16 protein-coding genes and 1 tRNA gene are annotated in these 17,373 nt (G+C 48.5%); 8 read left to right on the plus strand and 9 right to left on the minus strand.

What is annotated here, in order from left to right; translation table 11 throughout:
* Positions 1 to 8: 8 nt before the first annotated feature.
* The 3 genes from BWI93_RS14545 to BWI93_RS14555 all read left to right on the plus strand — a co-directional run bounded on the left by BWI93_RS14545 (position 9) and on the right by BWI93_RS14555 (position 3,487).
* Positions 9 to 1,268, plus strand: a complete 1,260-nt coding sequence (locus tag BWI93_RS14545; RefSeq protein ID WP_094812520.1) for a voltage-gated chloride channel family protein — start codon at positions 9 to 11, stop codon at positions 1,266 to 1,268.
* Entirely contained in the window at positions 1,265 to 2,533 is a 1,269-nt protein-coding gene (locus BWI93_RS14550) for a M14 family zinc carboxypeptidase (protein ID WP_255157879.1), read from the plus strand. The genes BWI93_RS14545 and BWI93_RS14550 overlap by 4 nt, the downstream gene beginning before the upstream one ends.
* Before the next feature lie 75 nt (positions 2,534 to 2,608).
* Positions 2,609 to 3,487, plus strand: a complete 879-nt coding sequence (locus BWI93_RS14555; RefSeq protein WP_094812522.1) for a fructosamine kinase family protein — start codon at positions 2,609 to 2,611, stop codon at positions 3,485 to 3,487.
* Positions 3,488 to 3,563: 76 nt separating this feature from the next.
* On the opposite strand, the gene BWI93_RS14560 is transcribed toward BWI93_RS14555, so the two are convergent.
* The gene (locus BWI93_RS14560; RefSeq protein ID WP_094812524.1) at positions 3,564 to 4,700 is read right to left on the minus strand and encodes a TlpA disulfide reductase family protein; all 1,137 of its coding nucleotides are present in this window, start codon (positions 4,698 to 4,700) and stop codon (positions 3,564 to 3,566) included.
* Between the two features lie 215 nt (positions 4,701 to 4,915).
* Here BWI93_RS14560 and BWI93_RS14565 point away from each other — a divergent pair, with 215 nt between their 5' ends.
* Both BWI93_RS14565 and BWI93_RS14570 read left to right on the plus strand, forming a co-directional pair.
* Complete coding sequence (locus BWI93_RS14565) at positions 4,916 to 7,198, plus strand: GH92 family glycosyl hydrolase (RefSeq protein ID WP_094812526.1); 2,283 nt, start codon at positions 4,916 to 4,918, stop codon at positions 7,196 to 7,198.
* Positions 7,199 to 7,346: 148 nt separating this feature from the next.
* Positions 7,347 to 8,522 (plus strand): OmpA family protein, encoded by a 1,176-nt coding sequence (locus BWI93_RS14570; protein ID WP_094812528.1) that lies wholly within the window; start codon positions 7,347 to 7,349, stop codon positions 8,520 to 8,522.
* A gap of 54 nt (positions 8,523 to 8,576) precedes the next feature.
* Here BWI93_RS14570 and BWI93_RS14575 read toward each other — a convergent pair whose 3' ends face one another.
* On the minus strand, positions 8,577 to 9,848 hold the full coding sequence (locus tag BWI93_RS14575) for an HD domain-containing protein (protein WP_255157880.1): 1,272 nt from the start codon (positions 9,846 to 9,848) through the stop codon (positions 8,577 to 8,579).
* A 41-nt stretch (positions 9,849 to 9,889) separates the two neighbouring features.
* Positions 9,890 to 10,264, minus strand: a complete 375-nt coding sequence (locus BWI93_RS14580; protein ID WP_094812530.1) for a hypothetical protein — start codon at positions 10,262 to 10,264, stop codon at positions 9,890 to 9,892.
* Between the two features lie 122 nt (positions 10,265 to 10,386).
* On the opposite strand from BWI93_RS14580, the gene BWI93_RS14585 reads away from it, so the two are divergent.
* The 3 genes from BWI93_RS14585 to BWI93_RS14600 all read left to right on the plus strand — a co-directional run bounded on the left by BWI93_RS14585 (position 10,387) and on the right by BWI93_RS14600 (position 11,369).
* Positions 10,387 to 10,459: transfer RNA gene (locus tag BWI93_RS14585), tRNA-Ile, on the plus strand.
* 398 nt (positions 10,460 to 10,857) lie between these two features.
* Positions 10,858 to 11,154 carry a hypothetical protein gene (locus BWI93_RS14595; RefSeq protein ID WP_094812536.1) on the plus strand — a complete coding sequence of 99 codons (297 nt, stop codon included), beginning with the start codon at positions 10,858 to 10,860 and terminating at the stop codon, positions 11,152 to 11,154.
* Positions 11,154 to 11,369, plus strand: coding sequence for a hypothetical protein (locus tag BWI93_RS14600; RefSeq protein WP_094812538.1), 216 nt, complete (start codon positions 11,154 to 11,156; stop codon positions 11,367 to 11,369). Before BWI93_RS14595 ends, BWI93_RS14600 begins: the two co-directional genes overlap by 1 nt.
* A gap of 929 nt (positions 11,370 to 12,298) precedes the next feature.
* On the opposite strand, the gene BWI93_RS14605 is transcribed toward BWI93_RS14600, so the two are convergent.
* The 6 genes from BWI93_RS14605 to BWI93_RS27835 all read right to left on the minus strand — a co-directional run.
* Positions 12,299 to 12,691: a hypothetical protein gene (locus BWI93_RS14605; RefSeq protein WP_141217471.1), complete on the minus strand. Its 393-nt coding sequence runs from the start codon at positions 12,689 to 12,691 to the stop codon at positions 12,299 to 12,301.
* Positions 12,642 to 13,085, minus strand: coding sequence for a hypothetical protein (locus BWI93_RS14610; RefSeq protein WP_094812542.1), 444 nt, complete (start codon positions 13,083 to 13,085; stop codon positions 12,642 to 12,644). The genes BWI93_RS14605 and BWI93_RS14610 overlap by 50 nt, the downstream gene beginning before the upstream one ends.
* A 34-nt stretch (positions 13,086 to 13,119) precedes the next feature.
* Complete coding sequence (locus BWI93_RS14615; protein ID WP_094812544.1) at positions 13,120 to 13,410, minus strand: hypothetical protein; 291 nt, start codon at positions 13,408 to 13,410, stop codon at positions 13,120 to 13,122.
* A gap of 4 nt (positions 13,411 to 13,414) precedes the next feature.
* Entirely contained in the window at positions 13,415 to 13,747 is a 333-nt protein-coding gene (locus BWI93_RS14620; protein WP_094812546.1) for a hypothetical protein, read from the minus strand.
* 39 nt (positions 13,748 to 13,786) lie between these two features.
* A complete protein-coding gene (locus tag BWI93_RS14625) occupies positions 13,787 to 14,314 on the minus strand; it encodes a DUF5675 family protein (protein ID WP_176454229.1) in 528 nt (175 codons plus the stop codon).
* A gap of 44 nt (positions 14,315 to 14,358) precedes the next feature.
* A partial coding sequence (locus BWI93_RS27835; protein ID WP_176454230.1) for a hypothetical protein occupies positions 14,359 to 17,373 on the minus strand: 3,015 nt, incomplete at its 5' end.

A 17,373-nucleotide genomic window follows, 5' to 3' on the forward strand; every position in this document is an offset into this window, starting at 1 on the left:
TTTGTTGCATGGATACCGTTGCGGGCTCTTCGCTGATTTATTTGTTTCGATGGCTGGTGCTCAGTGCCCTGGTAGGTGGACTAGCGGGTTCGGCTTCGGCGTTTTTTCTGGTTGCATTGGATCTGGTTACGCTGTACCGTGAAAGTCACCGCTGGATTATTGCCTTTCTACCCCTCGGCGGGTTTTTAGTCGGAGCTATTTATCATTACTGGGGGCAGGACGTCGTTAAAGGGAATAATCAGTTGATCGAAGAATGGCAGAATCCCCGGAAAATCATTCCCTTCCGGATGGCTCCTTTTGTCCTACTCACGACCTTACTCACTCATTTGTTCGGCGGTTCAGCCGGACGCGAAGGCACGGCCGTACAAATGGGCGGAGCAATCGCCGATCAGTTTACCCGGCTGTTTCACCTGTCAGATTCCGACCGAAAAACGCTACTTGTAACGGGCATGAGTGCCGGGTTTGCGTCTGTTTTTGGCACACCGCTGGCTGGTACTCTTTTCGCACTGGAAGTTTTCATTCTGGGTCGTTTACGGTATGAAGCCCTTATTCCCAGCTTACTCGCTGCAGTACTGGCTGATCAAACCTGTCGCCTTTGGGGAGCGGCCCACACGCACTACGCCATTCCCTTCGTACCTGCATTAACCGTACTGATTTTGCTAAAAGTATTGCTCATTAGCATCGGCTTTGGACTAGCAAGTACGCTTTTTGCCGAATTAACACACTTCTGGAGTAAACAAGCCAAACGCTGGATTGCCTATTCGCCGCTGCGTCCCGTAGTGGGTGGAGCCATCATTGCCGTAGCGGTGTACCTTTCCGGAACGACCCGCTACATTGGGCTCGGCGTACCTACCATCGTGGCCTCCTTTCACGAACCGTCAGCCTGGTACGACTGGATACTGAAAACGCTTTCTACCACGTTTACCCTGGGCGTTGGCTTCAAAGGCGGCGAGGTTACGCCACTCTTTTTTGTAGGAGCTACGCTGGGCAATGCCCTGGCTCCGCTGGCCGATTTACCCCTGAGTCTACTCGCGGGTATGGGCTTTGTCGCTGTCTTCGCCGGAGCTTCCAACACGCCTTTAGCCAGTACGGTGATGGGCATCGAACTTTTTGGGTCCGAAGCCGCTGTATATCTGGCTCTGGCCTGCTTTATTGCCTATTTATTTTCGGGAAATTCGGGGATTTACGGCTCCCAGATTGTGGGTAGTCCCAAACACACTCGCTTTCTTTCGTTCAAAGGCAAAGCTTTACATCAAATCAAACCATGACTGCCGCATACCTGCCCCGCCCCATGAAATACGCTTTTGTTTTCCTCTGGTTAGGGGTTGCTCTTGCCGCGAACGCTCAACCTATGTCTCAGCAAGTATTCGATTCGCACGAAACATTCAAAGAAAAAGCCCTGACCGAACGCCGCTTTCGGCATCAGGATATTGTGCCTTTACTGGAAAAAGTGAAAACGCAGTTTGAAGTAACGGAAGCCGGAAAATCGACGGAAGGCCGTAGTCTTAATCTGGTTAAAATGGGTTCCGGTCCCACGAAAGTACTGCTCTGGTCACAAATGCACGGCGACGAGGCAACAGCGACGATGGCTATTTTCGATTTATTTCGGTTTTTCTCGGCTTCGAATGATTCCTTCGATACTTTCCGCAGGGAAATTCTGGAGAAAACGACGCTGTATTTCGTCCCCATGCTTAATCCCGATGGAGCGGAAGCCTGGACTCGCCGTACCGCTCTGGGTATCGACATGAACCGCGACGCCTTACGCCTGCAAACGCCCGAAGGACGTTTGCTGAAACAGTTACAGCAAACCCTGCAACCGGCATTCGCCTTCAACCTGCACGATCAGGAACCCCGATACTCCGCCGGGAAAACCAAAAATCTGGCTACGATTTCCTTTCTGGCTACGGCTTACAACGAAGCCCGTGAGATCAATCCGGTACGTCAGCGTTCGATGCAATTGATTGTTTCACTCAATCGTACCCTGCAGAATTTTATTCCGAATCAGGTGGGTCGTTTTTCGGATGAATTCGAGCCCCGTGCCTTTGGGGATAATATTCAGAAATGGGGTAGCTCCCTGATTTTGATTGAATCGGGTGGGTACGCCAACGACCCCGAAAAACAACAGATCCGACGACTGAATTACGTAGCCTTACTCAGCGGACTCCAGGCCATTGCTTCGGGTTCCTACGAGACCGAAGCCATTGAAGCCTACGAGGAAATTCCGGAGAATCGGCGTTCCATCTTTGACCTGATCATCCGGAATGTACGCGTTTTGAAAAAGGGTAAACTCGTATTAACTGACCTTGCCATCAATCGCCAGGAACTAGCGGTATTCAACCGTCCCGAAAAATGGTACATTCGGGGTACCGTCGAGGAATTCGGCGATTGTTCGGTCTTCTTTGGTACGCGGGAACTGGATGGTACGGATTTAGTCATTGATACCGATGTGAAGCTCGGGTCCAAAGCCGATTTTGTGTTGAAGTCGGCGGACGGAAAAATTAAATACCGCATTGAAAATGGACTGGTAAAATAGGGACCTTGGCTCCAGCGGCCTTCTTTCCTTCGAGTTCATCCGTATCTTTAGCCAGTTAATAGCCAACAGCTGCGTATGTTTCAAAGTACCGATCAGTATCACTTCATCGAAAGCGTCTTATTCGAAACGTTGGGCTTCCAGCCGGAAGTCAAAGAGTTTCAATTTATATACGGTGGTAATTTCAATCTGGCTGCCAAAGTCATCACCGCCGAAGGTTCCTATTTCATCAAATGGAACCAGGGCGATCATGAAGGAATGTTTGAATCCGAAGCCCGGAGTCTAAACCGGCTACGGGAAACGGGCATCCTGACAATTCCGACGGTACACGGCTACGGACAACGCAACGATGGGGCGTACCTGATGATGGACTTTCTGGAAACCAGTGCCCAGCGTCCGGATTACTGGGCGGACTTCGGACGAAAACTCGCTCAGTTGCACCACGTCAGCAATGATCGTCACGGCCTGGAATTTAACAACTACATTGGAGCCCTGCCCCAGAAAAATGACTGGATGGAATCGGGTATTAGCTTTTTTATCGAAAATCGGCTGAAAGTGCAGGCCGGACGGGCCTTGTACGAAGGAAAGCTTTCGAGCAAACTACACGATCAGTTTCTGAAATTCTGCGAAAAACTTCCGAACCTGATTCCCGATGAACCCGCTGCTCTATTGCACGGCGATTTGTGGAGCGGCAATGTGATGACGGGATCGGAAGGAGCCGTAGCCCTGGTCGATCCGGCCACGTACTTTGGTTTGCGTGAGGCCGAACTCGCTTTTACGACCATGTTTGGCGGCTTTGATACGAGTTTTTACACGAGCTATTACGAAGCTTTTCCAGTGGAACCAGGCTTTAACGAACGCATTCCGCTGTATAATCTGTATCCCTTGCTGGTACACGTCAACCTCTTCGCTGGGGGCTATTTAACGGCAGTGGAGCGAATTCTCCGGAAGTATTAATCTTCTGATTTCCCGATACGAAAAAGCGGATGTCCAGTAAGCTGAACATCCGCTTTTTCGTATACAATAGTCCATTTTAGTTCGTAGCCAGTATCTCAGCCAGCTTCTCCCCCAGGGCTTTTCCACGAATATTTTTCGCGATGATTTTGCCGTTCGGATCCAGCAGGAAGTTTTGCGGAATGGCCTGTACGCCGTAAAGTCGGGCCGCTTCGTTGTTCCAGAATTGAAGATCGGATACGTGCGTCCAGGTCAGATTATCTTTGTGAATGGCTTTCATCCAGGCCTCTTTCGCTCCGGGCTGATCCAGCGATACGCCCAGTACGGTAAAGTTTTTATCCTTATACTTCTGGTAATTGGCCACCACGTTTGGATTCTCCTGACGGCAGGGACCGCACCAGCTAGCCCAGAAGTCCAACAATACGTACTTGCCTTTAAAATCAGTCAGCGAAATCAGGCGTCCCGTGGTATCGGCCTGGGTGAAACCCGGAGCCATGGCTCCGATCGCCGTCGTTTTCAGTTTCGCCAGCGTTTCTGAATACTTCTTACCCGCCGGTGTACTTTTCACGGATTCATCCAGACTCGCGTACATGGGCTCTACTTCCGCGTATTCAGGTACTGATCCGCCGTAGGAACGCAAGGCATCCAGACTCACGACACTCTTTGGGTTTTCCTTGATGAACTTCGCGTAAATGGTTTTCTGTTCGCCCTGAATTTTCTCATACCGAGCATCCATGGCTTCGTCGAATTCCTTCGACTTGCGTTGTTCCGGTGTAGCCGCCTGATACTCCTTCATCATCTGGGCCATCTGCTCGTTGCTGCTTTTCAAGGCTACTTTCAGCTTTTCATTCGCCACGTTTAATGGCGTACCTTTTACGCTTGCGTTCAGGGCTGAATCGGGGCTTTGTACCATGATCGTACCCGGTTCCAGATACAGTGGTACAATGTGATTATTGTTCAGCCGCCGCATGCCCAATCCACGAGCGTCGATGGCAATCATGGCATTCTGCGGGGCTTCGAGTGAGCCTTTGAATTCAAAGGCTCCGTTGGTAATCTTAGCCGTATCGATTTGAGCCTTATCACCTTTCATATACCGTAAATACGCTTTAGCGGGAGCATTGAGCGTACCCATTTTTCCCTTTACGGTATAGGTTCCGCTTTGAGCCCAGGTCAGAGCCGGTGCAAGCATCAAAGCGACGATTAATGTTTTCTTCATAAGTAACTTGGTTGCGTTATGGTATAAAGGGTAGAATGAAACTAGTACTGGGTAAATATACGCAATTCCACAACGTCAGGTCGTTAGGTTAAACCTCAATTTCAATTATTATTGCTTATTACTGAAAGGATTCGGTAAAATTCCAGTTCCATTCAGGCTTTTCTTCTAGGGACTTCCTGCTCCATTTAAAGTCATTGGCATAAGACCTCTTGATCATGCGATTCTCTCTAGTTCTGCTTCTGGTTAGTCTGACGGCCGCTGCCCAGCAAAAAACGCCCGTTGATTACGTCAATCCACTCATTGGTTCGGCTCCCAGTACCACTGAATCAGCCCGTCGACACAGCGAAGCGGGCAGTGAACTGAAAGGCCAGATTGCTCCGGCCATTGGGCATCCGCACGGCATGACCAGCTGGACGCCGCAGACCCGTCGAACCGAAACCAAGTGCGTCGCTCCGTATTACTACACCGATTCGAAAATCAACGGATTTCGGGGTTCGCACTGGCTAAATGGCTCCTGTGTACAGGATTATGGAACGGTCACACTCATGCCCTTTTCGGGTACGCCCACGACCCAACCGGAATCTTCCTTTTCGCACGACCAGGAACGGGTAACGCCTTCGTACTACTCCGTCGTTTTGCCAGATTATCAGGTGAAAGCCCAACTGACGGCTACGCCCCGATCCGGGTTACTGGAGTTCCAGTTTCAAAAGGAAGAAAAGCATTTTGTACTCATTGAACCGAACAGCGACGAAGGGCAGGGCTTCGTGGAAATTCACCCCGAACGACGCGAAATTGTGGGGTACAACCCCGTTCATCGCATTTATCAGGGGGCGGGTCAGTCCGCGGGTATCAGTGGCTACTTCGTTATTCAGTTTGATACGCCTTTTGAAGACTATGGCACGTTCGAAGCCACTACGATCCATTTCAAACGCACGGTTGCTCAAGCCAAAGGAAATGCCGTGGGAGCGATCCTCGCTTTCCCTACCCAGGCGGGTACAACCGTACGGGTACGCGTGGGCACTTCTTTTACGGATCTGGACGGAGCCCGCCGGAATCTGGCTGCGGAAATTCCAAACTGGACTGTAGAACCCATTCGTAAAGCCTCCGAAGCAGCCTGGAACCGGGAGCTGGGGCGGGTTAGTCTCCAGGGTTCCGAAGCGGATCAGTCGCTTTTTTATACGGCTCTGTATCACACGAAATTAACGCCCCGGCTGTACTCCGACGTTGACGGTCGCTACCCTGGTTTTGCCAACGATACCACGATTCATACCGCGAAGGGTTTTGATTACTACTGTGACTTCAGTTTGTGGGATACCTTTCGGGCGGGCCTGCCCCTTCACGCCTTGCTCGAGCCCGAGCGATCCGCCAGTCTCATGCAGTCCTTTACGAAAATGGGCGAACAAGGCGGCTGGATGCCTATTTTCCCCTGCTGGAATCACTATACAGCGGCCATGATCGGCGATCATGTACTCTCGGCGGTGGCCGATGCGTACGTCAAGGGAATCCGGAATTTTGATGTCGAGACGGCCTATCGCTACCTGCGTAAAAACGCTTTTGAAGTGAATACGGATTCGAAAAGCTACGAAGCCGGACAAGGGCGGCGGGCTTTAAAAAGTTACCTGCAGTATCAGTACATTCCGCTAGAAGATTCGGTCTGGCAGGCTTTTCATAAACGCGAGCAAACGTCCCGTACCCTAGAGTACGCCTACGATGACTTCTGCCTGGCTCAACTCGCAAAAGCTTTACACCATACTGATGATTACAACCAATTAATGAATCGGGCTCAGAACTACCGAAACGTAATTGACCCCCAAACGGGATGGGCCCGGGGCCGGTACGCGGATGGTCGCTGGAGTGAGAAGTTTGACCCATTCGCTTTACGCGTCGGCTTTATTACGGAGGGTTCTCCCGCTCAGTATACCTGGTTTGTTCCGCAGGATGTGCAGGGTTTAGTACAGCAAGTGGGGGGCCGCGAACGCTTTGTGGCCAAACTTGATACGATGTTCGAGAAAGGCTACTACTGGCATGGCAATGAACCGGGTAATCATACCGCTTACCTCTACGCCTGGGCCGGGCAACCCTACAAAACGCAAAAATGGGTACGCCAGCTCATCCGGGAAGAATATGGTTTAGGGCCAGGTGGCTTGTCGGGTAATGAGGACGGCGGGCAAATGTCGGCCTGGCTGGCATTCAGTATGCTGGGTTTTTATCCGGTATGCCCCGGAAGACCGGAATACGTCTTGGGAAGCCCAAGCTTTAACCAGGCTTCCTTACATCTTTCCAACGGAAAAACTTTCACCATTAAAGCCCGGGGTAATTCCGCTAAGAACATCTATATCCAGAACGCGACGCTCAATGGCAAAGCGTTTACCAGAACATTCTTGACCCACAATCAGATCCTGGCGGGTGGAACGCTTGAATTAACGATGGGAGACCAACCAAACACCCGATGGGGCCAAGGACCTTCGGATCGCCCCAGCTCCCTTACCCCTAAATGACTGTAGTAGCGAAAACCTAGATGCACTCACTACTTTTAGTTAAATTAACTTAATTACTCAAGTAAAGATCAGGGATTTATAAGTATTTTTATTTACCTGCTCACTCTTATTTTTAGTAGTGAATTCCAACCCTCATATCTTTACTCAAATGGATTTAATTCAATTAGCACAAGCTCATCTAAACCCCTCTACGGTTGACAAAATCAGTGATTATCTGAACGAATCAACGCCTCACACCGCAGTTGGTTTAAACGCTGCCCTGCCCGTAATGCTAGGGGGGTTTTTAGAAAAATTAAATACTCCCGAAGGCTTAAACTCGCTTGCTGCTCTACTGAAGAAAGAAAATTCCGAGTCTGCGACACCTCAACCAGCGGCTTCCATTTCAACCGTATTGGACATCCAAAAACTGATTAGTCGAGGTTCGTCCCTGGTAGAGACCTTGTTTAATGGTCAAACTGGCAGTGTCATCAATCGACTTGCTTCCATTGCTGACATCAGTCATACGTCTTCCTCTTCGTTATTAAGCATTGCGGCTAGCGTATTAACGCACCTGATTGGTAAAGAAGATTCAACTCCTTCGGGATTGTTTCGCCTCTTAAGCAGTCAAAAGGAAAGTATTGTGACGGCTCTTCCAGCTGGTTTTGTTCACTTTTTTTCCTTTTCACAGCCTACTGATTTTGTTGCAGAAAAAAATTACAAACCCGTACCTGAAACAACGGGCAAAGGTGGAAATTCCTGGATACTCTGGCTTTTATTACTGGCAGCGATTATTGCCGGTATTTACTTTTTCAAAAGCTGCAGTACAGAGAAAAAACCAAATGCCTTGACGGAGACTCCACCTGAAAACGTAACTACTTTAGATACGATGGTCATTGTACACAAAAAACTTTCGACTGGTGTAGACCTGACCTTCGGAGAATCCAGCATTGAAAATCAACTCATCCAATTTATTGAAGATGAGGCCGTGAAGGTAGATAAAACAACCTGGTTCAATTTCAGAAAGCTGACGTTTAAAAGTGGCAGCAATGAAATTGATTCTACTTCCATGGAGGAAGTTCGAAACATCTACGAAATCATGCAGGCCTATCCGGAGGTACACCTGAAAATTGGAGGGTATACAGACAATACGGGGAGTGCTGAAACGAACCTTAAGCTTTCTCAGGAACGAGCTAGAAACGTACAAATCGCTTTGGAAAAAATGGGTGTTTCCTCCAGCCGTTTAGACGCAGAAGGATACGGCCAAGAGCACCCGATTGCCAGTAATGAAACGCAAGAAGGCCGTGACCAGAACCGACGTATTGCGGTTCGGGTTACCAGAAAGTAACGTTTGTTTTAATTCTTCAAGCGTCCTGTCCCAGTAAAAAGGACGCTTGAAGAATTAGATTCCTCTCACGGCATAGGCTACGTAATATTTGCGAACAATCTGACTCAATGCTTTTATGGTGGGCAAGTCGGAAGCTTCCGAAACATCTACTACGCCCCGATCTTTGGTAAGAATGCGGATCGGTTGTCGGCTCGCGAGATACGCTGAATTGGTAGTCTCACCCCGTACCACTAAATACGGCAGGTCAGCCTCAGTAACGCCCGGTAAGGCCAAAACCTGGGTTTGAAAAGTGTTAACCACCTCGTCGGAGGGTGGAGCATCGAAGAATCGAATTTTAAATAACCGTCGATTGAGTAACATGGTCGATAAATGAGCCAGTAAACGATCCGAATGTACGGTCCATTGCTTAATACAAGCCCATATGTCATAATCATCGAGTTGAGTAAAAGCCCGGATGTACTGTGGATGATTCTGAAAATCCGCCAGCGTAGGTTCGTTGGTAATGAACATTTCCAAAGCGGGCGTCGTATACACTGATTCTCCCGCATGTACCAGTTCACGAGCCCGTCGAATCAGTTGAATCAGCATGGTTTCAGCACAGATCGCTGTTTTATGCAAGTATACCTGCCAGTACATCAGACGACGGGCCGTTAGGAAATTTTCAATCGAATACACCCCTTTTTGCTCGATTACCAGCTGGTTATCTACTACATCCAGCAGCTTTACAATACGTTCCGAGCCAATGCTTCCTTCCGTTACTCCCGTAAAGAAACAATCGCGATTCAGGTAATCCAGCCGGTCAATGTCCAGCTGACTCGAAATCAGGTCATAAAAAAAGCGACGTTCGTATTGTCCCGAGAACATACGGATGGCTAAATCCAGGGCTCCGTTGAATTCCTTGTTTAACTCCTTCATAAGTAACAGCGAAATTCGTTCATGCGAAACATGGTGCAACAGCGTATGCTCTAATACGTGCGAAAAGGGACCATGCCCGATGTCGTGCAGCAGAATAGCGATTTGTACCGCTTCACATTCCTGCTCTGAAATCAGATGTCCTTTACTTTTGAGCGTACTGATCGCTTCGCCCATCAGGTGCATCGCACCCAGAGCATGATGAAAACGCGTATGTAAGGCTCCGGGATACACGTATTCCGCGATGCCTAGTTGCTTGATCCGGCGAAGGCGTTGGAAGTAGGGATGTTCAATCAGGTCAAAAATCAGGTGACCCGGAATGGTAATGAACCCGTATACGGGATCGTTGAGCACTTTCTTCTTATTCATGCAGCAGGGGAACGTACCTCGGTATAAACGAAAGTAGGAACGCATAAAAATACGTTCCTACCCATGTATGCCAAGTAAACCCTGGATTAATTGCTACCAGGACCGCCGCGACGTCCATCCCGCATGCGGTTGCGTTGTTCTTCACGCATTTTTTCGTACTGAGTCCACTGCTCGGTAGTTAAAATGGGTTTCAGTTTAGCTTCGTAATTTTCCTGTAATTCCTGCATTTTCTGACGATCCGGACGAGCTCCGTTAGCCCGCATTTCCTGCATCTGCTTCATGCGATCATCACTCAACGTTTTGACTTTAGCGGTCTGATCAGCAGAGAGGTTCAGTTGTTTGGTCAGTTGTTCCGTTTGCCTTTGGGCACGTTCCTCGGGCGAACGACCCATCTCGCCCTGAGCGAAGGTCAGCGTAGTAGCCAGCAATAAGGCTCCGAGGGAAAACACGAGTTTTTTCATGACTGTTTAGTTAACGTTCGGAGCCTTTGAAACAAAAAAGTCGGCTAAGGTTTAATGGTGCGTTGCAAAAAGCGTTAAAAAAGTGTAAACTTGCGGCTCATTTGGCGGTATTCCGCCAGATCGGGCCCTTAGCTCAGGGGTTAGAGCAGTTGACTCATAATCAATTGGTCGTAGGTTCGAAACCTACAGGGCCCACTATAGTACTGATTATCAATAGTATTAGTGGTTTTGGTGGCAAATCTAGTGGCAGAGGCCTAAGATTTGCCACTTTTTTTATGCCTCCTGCATTTCTGGCACCTCTCTATACTGTTCCATAAGTTCCAGCATCCGCCAAACGTAATCGGACCGATCGATAGGGAGCAACTGTACGAACCCTTCAGAACCGACTGCGAATGAAAGCGAAAGCTTAAGATCTTCATAGACTTGTGATGAAGACTGGACAGGAATAGATTGGTTGCTCATAAAAAGGCTAATTCAGTTACGTACACAACATATATGACTCAAATATATGTACATACCCTAATTAACAAAAGCGAATATGGACAATTAACATATATATTGCGTGCGTTTTTTATACAATATGCGAAATTTCAATGACAGAGCAGATTCCGGACTGGAAAAAAATCGTAGCGTTTCTTGAAGGCTCCAACCGGGTTAGCCTGGGCCGGGTAAGTTCGTACGTTATCTACTATACGGCTGGCTGGGGAGCAGCCATGAAAATCTGGTATGATGACCCGGTTTCGCACTATGTACTTGAATTCGTAGATACCGGAAATCCGGTTGCGGACCCGTGCTGGCAAAAACTTTTAACCAATCTGAAAAGCGAGAATATCCAGCCTAGCACGGATATTGAATATGATGAAGGCGAAGAAACCGGTTTTCAATTGTAATGGAAGAACTGTACGAATTATATAAGGCCCTGAAAAGTTACTCCTGTTTGGACTACTTCAGTTTCATCAATGACCGTCTGAGTTTTCAGTACCCAGGCATTGAAGTGAAGTTTACGATCGTTCGGTACGCAGATCTGTTTTTGGTGAAGGTGGACGGGAAGGAAATCTTTCACCATTCCGATCCACAAGAGATTGTGGATTTCATAATGATATGACACTCACTCTATCCTTATTGATTCTTACCTATTATTACTGATTCTTACCCATTATTACTGATTGTTGATATTATTTGATTTTGTTTTCTTTTGTTTTATCTTAGTTAATATTTGTTTTATACATACATTTGTGATGTAATTAAAAAAAGAACCCCACCAGGTTGCAGCCCAGTGAGGTATCTTTTTAAAGGTTTTCGTTATCATTCCAGTGGTGAATCACTGAAAATAAGTTAACAAAAAGCCTTATAATTGAGATTACTGTTGTAATCCTCGACTGATCTTTTTTATCTCTCTTCAGTCGATTTTCTTTTGGCTTTCCCATTTCGCAGATGGTTTGGCCAGGACACTAAAACGGCCCTTCTTATGATGGGCCGTTTTATTTTGGCTTCATCAAAATAGGGGAGGGCGCGTGTCTCCGTACGTATCCTTCATCCGCCGCCCTTTTAGCAGTCAAATATATACATCTTCTCGTGGTTTTCGCAATGGAAATGCTAAACAAATTTGTAAATTCAAAAACAGTTTTAAAATTTCCCGTCTATCCATTTAAAAACCAAAAAGTTACACAAATTAAAGTCATACCTCATAAGTGTAAATTTTAGGGATAAATCTTTTCTCCCTTCAAAATCAATCTTAATTTTTTATACAGATATATACAGATATGTAAAGATATATAAAGATACATCGCTAATTATCAAGTCTTTACTTTACATATTTCTCCAAATTATTCCAAATCACTCCATTTGCATCTCTATTACACTCGTTTTACATTACAATTACACGCATTGCGTGTATAGATTATATTACACGCAAATTAGCCGCAAATTACACGCAATTAACAAACATATTTCAGTCGCATTTCTGCAACATTAAGAGCATGATTAAGTATGTTTCATACTTGCACTATTACACCATTAATAGTCCACTAATAGTTAATGAGTCGTATCCTTCCGAGCTGAGTCCACCCGCAGAATGATGAGTGAGTCCGCTTTCTGCACCTTCACCAACTTCTTAGGGTCTTCCTCCTTGAGTACCGACACCAGTGCTTTGATCTCCGACTCCTTCCGGATCACCGTATCCTTTATCACGGTTTTCAGCGAATCAGTTTCCACCTCCTTGACTTGGAGCTGCACCTGTTGTTTCTCCAGTTTGTGATCCTGCCACGTCTTTTTGATACGCTCCCCGAAGATCACCGCCGCCAGCATCGCAAAAAATACGCCTACCACAAAGGCTACGTACCAGCCGAACCGTTTCCAAGTATCACGTATAAACACTTTACCGGCCCGCAGGAATGGATAGAAAATATAATCTCTCCAGTATTTCATGGCTTCTTTTGTTTTGATTTAGCCCAGGCTTCCCGAACATTGATGATAAATAGTAAAGGTCGATTTCGAAATTGGTGATGAGTTTGAAAAGCCCCCTGGCGATTTTTAGGCCTCCAAAACCGAGACCAGCGAAAATCCAGGGCTCTTTCTCGAATTCCAGGTACCGGGCAAGCGGTGGCGTTGCGTAGATGCCAATAAACACACCCATGGCCAGGTTAGCCAGACTGACGACGAAACCGATCACTACAGCAATGATTGCTTTCTGCCATTTCATGGATTTCAAAGCCTCGAGTCGTTGCCTAAAATCCGGGCCGATCGTGCCGATTGCCGCTCCGAAGCATACTCCTACCCACTGACTAAGCGTAAGACCAAATGATTCAATAAATTCTTTCATGGGGTAGAGTTGTTTGCGGCCTCTTCTTATTTACTTACCTGCCTATCAGCAGACCTATGGCCAGTCCGGTCAGTAGCGATACCCCAATACTGGGGGCAATGAAACGGCCATTTTTATCACGCTCTTTCTGTAACCTGACCCGGTCCGCTTCAGAAAGCTCGAACCGCTTTTTCCAGCCATCGACCTCGGTTTGCAGTTGCTGCTCGCGGGCGACGTAGCGAGCGGCCATCGTCTTTTGATTGCTTTCGTAGGTCGAAATCAGTACGTTTTTTATACTGATTTCTTTGGCCTGAGATTGAAGAGTTACCTCGTAGGCTGAATTCAAAGCTTTACAGTCCGTTAGCGAGTTTTGACTTGAGGCTGTCCAGGGTAGCGAGAGCAGCAGCAGTATGAGCAGTGGCTTCATTGGCTTGTTTTTGTAAGAGTTGAATTTTAACCTGATTGCTGTCGAGTACGACTTTCATCGAATCGACTGCTCGTTCCAGTTTGGGAGCAGTCACCGGCACGGCCTCGATGGCCTTATCCGTTTTCTCATCCTTCCGGTCCTGAGAGCAACTGCGGATGTTACCGATCGCTAGGATCAGTCCGTAGGCAAACAGTGCCCCGACCAGGGTTTTGCCCCACCACGGAGCCGATTTAAGGTGCTGCCAAAGCGTTCTCATGGCCTTAGGAATATTTTAACAGTTTTTTTAGGAATAATTTTAGGCGATTTCCGTAAAGTCGAGCTGCTTGCCCGGATCGAGCATGGCTTGATACGCAATTGCCTCCGCATCCGTGACAGCATATTTCTGCAGGACGTCGATGATCACTCGTTCCTTTGCCGCCAGGGCTTTCTGAATTTTCTGGAAAAGGGGGTCGAATGCCTTTCTGCTGTTACTAATCCAGTCGGCCCCTTTCCCGTCCCAGCTTCCAGGTAATAAGCACCCTTCCGTATCAGCACTGGAATTTCCGGAGTGAATCCGGATGCCGCTGAAGCCAGGTACTTCCAAAAGCAAAGGCAAATCCCGTTTAAACCGAGTGGAGCGGTTGACAATGATTTTGTACTGTCCTGCAGGAATCGCCGTTCTACCGTAAACCTTAATTCCGGCGATGACGGCTGGCGTCATTTCCTTTAAAAGATCCCGGTCGCGGTCTTCCAGGACGAAGCATTCAAACTTGCCGTTAACGTAGAGCTGGCTGATCGTTGCGGTCTGGTTTCGTACCTTCCGCTCCAGTCTTAAATAGAGCATATATATAAGGATAGAACCGGAGGATTTTTAGGCCCTCCGGTGGGTTAAATGTTTACCGTGAACGAGTGGACTTTCTGAGACTGAAGCGTCTTTGAAAACTGCTTCCCACCGTAGCGGATCAATACGGGTTGCGACTGGCCGTTAACGTGGAAAGGCTGACCGGCTACGGCTACCACCAGCAGCTCACCACTGCGAAACGCCCCCCGGATGTAGGGTTTCGGGTTAGTATGTTCCTGAAGTAGGTTTTGTCCGGGCCGGTCGTCCGTTTGCCAGGTATTGCCGCCGTCCAGACTATGCTCCAGCTTGATGTTGTAGACCGTAGACGAATGAATGAAACGGTTATACTGGTACGCCCGCCACTTGCCTGCTTCCATGTAATCCTGACTCGCTTTTCGGGGACGTCCGTCTGACCAGTTGTAGAGGCCTCCACCCCAGCGGTACGAACCCGTGACCATGCCCCAAACAGCTAAACTTTCTGAAATCCAGCCGCCTACCTCCGGCCAGTTGAGGCCTGAAATCCAGTTGCCTTCATTGTCATACTGACGCGGGCCTCCGTCGTCGCCGCCTTCGTAGACTCCCATCGCCCACTCGATGTTTGCAGGCTGGTGACCTGCCGGAATACTTTCAAAGTAGCCATCCGTCCAGCCGAGTTTTGCGACAATCGGGTGCAGTGACTTTTTCGCGTAGTCGGCGTGGTTCTGATACATTTTCCCCGCTCCGATCACGCTGGGTTCGTGGCTGGGATCCGTCCAAAAGAAGGACGGCACGTGGAAATAAGGGATCGTACCCTGAAACACCGTTACGCCTGCCTCCTTGAAAAGCCTGAACCGCTCAGCGGTCGAAATGTGGCCGAGTGGATTCGAAGCACTACCATCCCCTGCCCCTGACAAATTATTATGAGCCGAGGCGTAGGCCTGCACCCGGATGTTGGAATGACGGGAAAGCAGGTACTTGATAGCGTCCGCCTGAGCCTTCGTGCCGCCCCAGGTAAAGTACTGGGCGGATTCAAAGTCCACGTCCAGAATACCCGGATGATTGTCCCAGCCCAGCGTGTTTAAAAAGCCCACAATGAACCCCTCAAACCGCTCATTCAGGGCTTGTTGTGAGCTGGGCATGGCCTGACCCGGTGGCCAGATGTCGGCAATGGCATTGTCGTACATCATGCGGTAGAGGCCAATGCCCGCAGGTAAATTATAGGTAGCCAGGGCCTCGCGAAACTGGGCTTCGGTGATACCGCCCGGATTCCACTGGGCGTGATACTCACCGCCGCGTTCGGACCAGAGACGGGTCGGGTGTACAAAATTGTTCATGCCCCGCCTGACGTAATCGACCTGCGTATCCCAGGGCACGGCATCCGCCAGCATGTTAATGGCACCCGCGGGCAGCGAATACGTAGGTACAGAGGTTAGGGCAACGTTACTAAGTGGCTGAATTTCGGTAATACCTGTCTCCCCCCCACCGCCCCCTTGATTCTCCCCAGGTAAAGGATTATTAAACCAGCTTTTCAGATTGGAATCATCAATTTCAATGGAAATCAGCACGTTGGGATTCGCATCTTTGAGAGCCTTCCAGCCCGATTGTAAACGGTACTCAATGCTATTCCGCCAGTCGCCAGTCAAAAACAGGTCTTCAAAATTGTACTTGAAGGTGACCGTGTTACCATTGATCAAATCGTTTCCCTTGGAGGTGCCGATGGGTGTACTCAGATTGACGGCACCCGCCACGTGCGGCCAAAAATTCGCATCCTGCGGTGTAAAGGCCGATAAGCCCATTCCCACTGCATTAAGCTTTCTAACCACATCGATCAGGTGTTCGCTGGTGGATACCTGGAAATAGTAAAGACTGGGCGAGGGTTCCATGACCGGCATGGCACCTGCCCGGCGGGAAGCACTCGCGATTTGATGAATCCCCCAGATGTCTCCATCGAACTCAGTGATGTTATTGCTTTTCACGACAATAAACCGGGTCGAAATATCGGTTCTCAGTTTCCAGTGATACGCCTTCATCCCGTTCGCTTCGCCATTGATCAACGATCCGACATCAAACCAGAAAAGTTTGCTTCGTGTGATATTCAGGTTGTCGTAGATGTACTCCTGGATGTCGTTATTATAGGTAGCGTGCGTCCACATGCTCCACCACTGGAAAATTGCCTGCATCTTGCGGTTGGACCCCTCCCCATCGTTAATGAGCAGATTAGGGCCAAACGTGGACAAACTATAATTGGGTATACTCGTGCCTAGTTTGGCATTGAGCTGCTGGATGGTACCGAACCGGGCCTGTAAAAAGGCGATAAACGCATTGCGATTGATCTCCGAAAAGTCAGCTATAAAGGGACGCATCTCCCGCTGGGCATCATGGTAGCGAGCCGTCCAGTTATTTTCACCTGCTTCAGAGTTCCAGAACGAGATTCCATGGATGGTACCATCATTAATGGCCTTGCGGTACCTGCGGCAAAACTTCAGGGCGGCTTCCTTTTGGTAATTGAGTGCCCGGGTGGACGTGTACGAAGGGATTTTCGTCAGATAGGTTTCCTCGGTTCGCTGATCATGCCAGTTTCCATTTTCATCTCTCATAATGTCTTCATCCTTGTAAGAAAACGAAGGCGAGAGGATGTCTGAAAAACGCTGCGTACACAGTAGAATCCGAATCAGCGTACGCGTTTCGATACTGTTACCGGTCCGGTAGGTTTCATAAATAACCCGATCAATGGAGTTATCCATCTGGTCCTGCGTGAACGTTTGATTCGGCACCGTATGATCGTATTCCTCGTTCCAACGCTGGTGATTCCACTGGGCCTCGGTTCGGAAATAAACGTTCGCGTGAAAGTGGCCGGAATACATATTGAATCCGGGATATGCCCCCGCCACAAACTTCTGGATTTCAGACACCTGTTCGGCTGCACTGCCATAGTACATGCCTTTCAGCCGAATCTCTTTATTCATGAGACGATCCGTCACTGGGTCAATGCCGTCGTCATGAAACTCACCCTTGGCATCCGTAATCCTGTAGCGGAATCCAAACATGTCGTATTCAAATGCTTCTTCGACGTTGTTGCTATT

The sequence above is a fragment of the Siphonobacter sp. BAB-5385 genome, assembly GCF_002261125.1.
In the GTDB taxonomy this organism is placed as follows: domain Bacteria; phylum Bacteroidota; class Bacteroidia; order Cytophagales; family Spirosomataceae; genus Siphonobacter.